Here is a 3,927-nt window from a genome sequence, read left to right as displayed (position 1 = left end):
GGCGGGCGCGCGCGCCCGCGCGCCCCCGCTGATAATCTGGGGGGGGTGGCGGCCCGCTCGGGGGCGGGGGCGCCGGCCCGCGAGGCCCCCCGAGGCGGCTTCCCGGCAGGGCACGAGCGAGGACTGACCGGAAACGGGTGCTCCAAACACGGCGTACCGTGATAAGTGCCCACCCGCACCCCACCAGCTGAGTCGGCCTCTCACGCCCAGCCGAGAGGTCGCTCGACACCCAGCTGTGACACCTCTGAGGAGACAGTGCTGTGACCGGGATCAAGACGACCGGCGAGAAGAAGTTGATGTTCTTCTCCGGCCGCGCACACCCCGAGCTTGCCGAGGAGGTCGCCCAGCAGCTGGGTGTCGGGGTCGTCCCGACGAAGGCCTTCGACTTCGCCAACGGCGAGATCTATGTGCGGTACCAGGAGTCGGCGCGTGGTGCGGACTGCTTCCTGATCCAGAGCCACACGGCTCCGATCAACAAGTGGATCATGGAGCAGCTGATCATGATCGACGCGCTGAAGCGTGCGTCGGCCCGTTCGATCACGGTGATCGTTCCGTTCTACGGCTATGCCCGGCAGGACAAGAAGCACCGTGGCCGTGAGCCGATCTCGGCGCGTCTGATCGCCGATCTGATGAAGACCGCGGGTGCCGACCGCATCCTGACCGTGGATCTGCACACCGACCAGATCCAGGGTTTCTTCGACGGTCCGGTGGACCACCTGTTCGCGCTTCCGCTGCTGGCCGACTACGTGGGCCGGAAGGTGGACCGGGACAAGCTGACGGTGGTGTCGCCGGACGCCGGCCGTGTGCGGGTGGCAGACCGGTGGTGCGACCGTCTCGGTGCGCCGCTGGCGATCGTGCACAAGCGCCGTGACAAGGACGTGGCGAACCAGGTCACGGTCCACGAGGTCGTGGGTGAGGTCCGGGGCCGGGTGTGTGTGCTGGTCGACGACATGATCGACACCGGTGGCACGATCTGTGCGGCCGCGGACGCGCTGTTCGCGCACGGTGCGGAGGACGTCATCGTGACGGCGACGCACGGTGTGCTGTCGGGTCCGGCGGCGGACCGGCTGAAGAACTCCCGGGTGAGCGAGTTCGTGTTCACCAACACGCTGCCGACGCCGGGTGAGCTGGGCCGGGATCTGGACAAGCTGACGGTGCTGTCGATCGCGCCGACGATCGCGAGTGCGGTCCGTGAGGTGTTCGAGGACGGTTCGGTGACGAGCCTGTTCGACGAGCAGTGATCTCCGTCCGCCTCTGCGGTTGATCGATTTTTCTGCGGCCTCCCGCGCCGAGTAGACTGCTTCAGTTGCTCGGCGAGGGAGGCCGTACGCGTGCGTACGGCGGTCCGTTATCGACGCGCTCTTCGTAGCAGGCCGTTCGTGGCCGGGTGACCACGTCCCATCTACCTCTACGAGGAGTGATCATGTCCGAGGTCAAGATCTCCGCCGAGACCCGTACCGAGTTCGGCAAGGGTGCCGCCCGCCGTATCCGTCGTGACAGCAAGGTTCCCGGTGTCCTGTACGGCCACGGCTCGGACCCGCTGCACCTGACCCTTCCGGGCCACGACCTGCTGCTCGCGCTGCGTACGCCGAACGTCCTGATCTCCCTGGACATCGACGGCAAGTCCAACGAGCTGGCGATCCCGAAGGCCGTGCAGCGCGACCCGCTGAAGGGCTTCCTGGAGCACGTCGACCTGCTGCTGGTCAAGCGTGGCGAGAAGGTCACGGTCGAGATTCCGGTGCACGCCGAGGGCGAGCTGGCCGCCGGTGGCAACCTGCTCGAGCACGTTCTGAACGCGCTGCCGGTCGAGGCCGAGGCCACGCACATCCCCGAGGGCCTGACGGTGTCGGTCGAGGGTCTCGAGGCCGGTGCCTCGATCCTCGCCAAGGACATCACCCTGCCGTCCGGTGTGACGCTGGCCGTCGACGAGGACGCGGTCGTCCTCCAGGTCCTGGCCGCGCAGGCCGAGGAGGCCCCGGCCGAGGGCGAGGCCCAGGCCGAGGAGGCCGCCGAGGCCTGATCCTCGCGGCAGTAGTGCGTGTCAGCCGCTGTTCCCCGGCAGGGGGCAGCGGCTGTCGCGCGTGTCAGGGAGACTTATCGAGGACGCGTGTCGGCGCGTATCAAGGAGACATGGACGTGAGCACCCCCGCCAATGCCCCGTGGCTGGTCGTCGGACTGGGCAATCCCGGTCCCGGCTACGCCATGAACCGGCACAACGTCGGTTTCATGGTGGCCGATCTGCTGGCCGAGCGGATCGGGGGGAAGTTCAAGCGTGCGGGCAAGGCGCAGGCCCAGGTGGTGGAGGGGCGGATCGGGCCTCCGGGTCCGGCGAACCGGCGGGTGATCCTCGCGAAGCCCATGTCGTACATGAACCTGTCGGGCGGTCCGGTGAACGCGCTGCGGGACTTCTACAAGGTGCCGGTGGCCAACATCGTGGCGGTCCACGACGAGCTGGACATCGACTACGGGACCCTGCGCCTGAAGCTGGGCGGCGGGGACAACGGGCACAACGGGCTGAAGTCGATGACGAAGGCGATGGGGGCGGACTATCACCGGGTGCGGTTCGGGATCGGGCGGCCTCCGGGTCGTATGCAGGTGGCCGATTTCGTGCTGAAGGACTTCTCGTCGGCGGAGCGCAAGGAGCTGGACTACCTCGTGGACCGGGCGGCCGACGCGGTGGAGTGTCTGGTGATCGAGGGGCTGGAGCGGGCGCAAAGCTCGTACAACTCCTGACTTGTCCGCCTGGCGGGCGATCGGGAGTTGACCGATCGGACAGCCATGGCCAATGATCCCGGCCATGCCTGCCACAGCCACCTCTTCCCGTCAGGCCTCGGTCGCCGCGCTGCGGTTCGGGCGGCTCGCGGCGATGGGTGCGGTCGCCGCGCTGATCCTGATCGCGGGGGTGTGGGGTTCCTGGGGAACCGCACAGCACGTGATGCTGACGAAGGGGCGGGAGCGGGGCACGATCAGGGTGGTCCGGTGTGACGGAGCCACGTGTTCGGGCCCGTTCACGCCGGTGTCGCCGGGGGCGCAGCCGCGGGGGCGTGTCGTCATCGAGCAGCCGGTGGCGGTGCGCAAGGGGCAGACGTACGCCGTGATCGTGAAGCCCGACTCGGATGTCGTCGTGCGGTCGGGTCCGGCGGGGGTCCTGTACGCGTGGGTGCCGCTGGGCGGGGCTCTGCTGCTCGCCGCGGTGGTGGTGGCAGGCGGTCTGCGTCTGACGCGGGCGGCGTGGGTGCTGGCGGGCTCGGGGGCCGTCCTGCTGACGGTGACCTGTCTGGCGCTCTAAGCCCTTCACCGCTTCCGGATGGTGCGGCGGGGGCCGCGGGGTGGGGCGGGGCCGGGGGGGGGGGGCTGGTGGCGGGGGTTGACCCGGGGTGCGGGCGGGGGGGGCGCGCGGGCCGAGTTCACGTCCGAGACCGGACTGCTTGAAGCCGCCGAACGGGGTCCAGTAGCGCACGCTGGAGTGGGAGTTGACCGACAGGTTCCCGGCGCGCACCGCGCTCGACACCCGCAGGGCGCGGCCGACGTCCCGGGTCCACAGCGAGCCGGAGAGGCCGTAGTCGGTGGCGTTGGCCAGGCGGACCGCGTCGGCCTCGTCCTCGAAGGGCAGGACGACGGCGACGGGCCCGAAGACCTCCTCGACGGCCACGCGCGCGTGCGCGTCCACGCCGGTGAGGACGGTCGGCGGGAACCAGTAGCCGGGGCCGCCCTCGGGGGCCTTGCCGCGGATCCCGTCGATGTCGTCGGGGACGTAGGAGCGGACGCGGTCCAGTTGGGCGCGGGAGATCAGCGGGCCCATGTCGGTGCTCTCGTCGGCCGGGTCGCCGACCCGGACGGACTCGATCGCGGGGGCCAGGAGGGCGAGGAAGCGGTCGTAGACGGAGCGCTGGACGAGGATGCGGGTGCGGGCGCAGCAGTCCTGGC

Annotated in this window: 4 protein-coding genes and 1 pseudogene; 4 read left to right on the top strand and 1 reads right to left on the bottom strand. The window is 69.9% G+C overall.

Annotated features, from left to right (window positions below; genetic code table 11):
- Positions 1-260 precede the first annotated feature (260 nt).
- The 4 genes from ACFW2E_RS28545 (at position 261) to ACFW2E_RS28530 (ending at position 3,289) form a co-directional block, all read left to right on the top strand.
- Positions 261-1,241, top strand: coding sequence for a ribose-phosphate diphosphokinase (locus tag ACFW2E_RS28545; protein WP_363300288.1), 981 nt, complete (start codon positions 261-263; stop codon positions 1,239-1,241).
- Positions 1,242-1,423: 182 nt separating this feature from the next.
- Positions 1,424-2,020: a 50S ribosomal protein L25/general stress protein Ctc gene (locus ACFW2E_RS28540; RefSeq protein WP_384469938.1), complete on the top strand. Its 597-nt coding sequence runs from the start codon at positions 1,424-1,426 to the stop codon at positions 2,018-2,020.
- 110 nt (positions 2,021-2,130) lie between these two features.
- Positions 2,131-2,733: an aminoacyl-tRNA hydrolase gene (gene pth, locus ACFW2E_RS28535; RefSeq protein WP_384469937.1), complete on the top strand. Its 603-nt coding sequence runs from the start codon at positions 2,131-2,133 to the stop codon at positions 2,731-2,733.
- A gap of 52 nt (positions 2,734-2,785) precedes the next feature.
- Positions 2,786-3,289: a hypothetical protein gene (locus tag ACFW2E_RS28530; RefSeq protein WP_384469936.1), complete on the top strand. Its 504-nt coding sequence runs from the start codon at positions 2,786-2,788 to the stop codon at positions 3,287-3,289.
- Between the two features lie 87 nt (positions 3,290-3,376).
- Here ACFW2E_RS28530 and ACFW2E_RS28525 read toward each other — a convergent pair.
- Positions 3,377-3,927 (bottom strand): annotated as a pseudogene (locus ACFW2E_RS28525) (aldehyde dehydrogenase family protein); the annotation flags it as partial.

This window comes from Streptomyces sp. NPDC058964, assembly GCF_042741275.1.
Taxonomy (GTDB): domain Bacteria; phylum Actinomycetota; class Actinomycetes; order Streptomycetales; family Streptomycetaceae; genus Streptomyces.
This window is presented reverse-complemented; position numbering and strand designations above follow the sequence as displayed.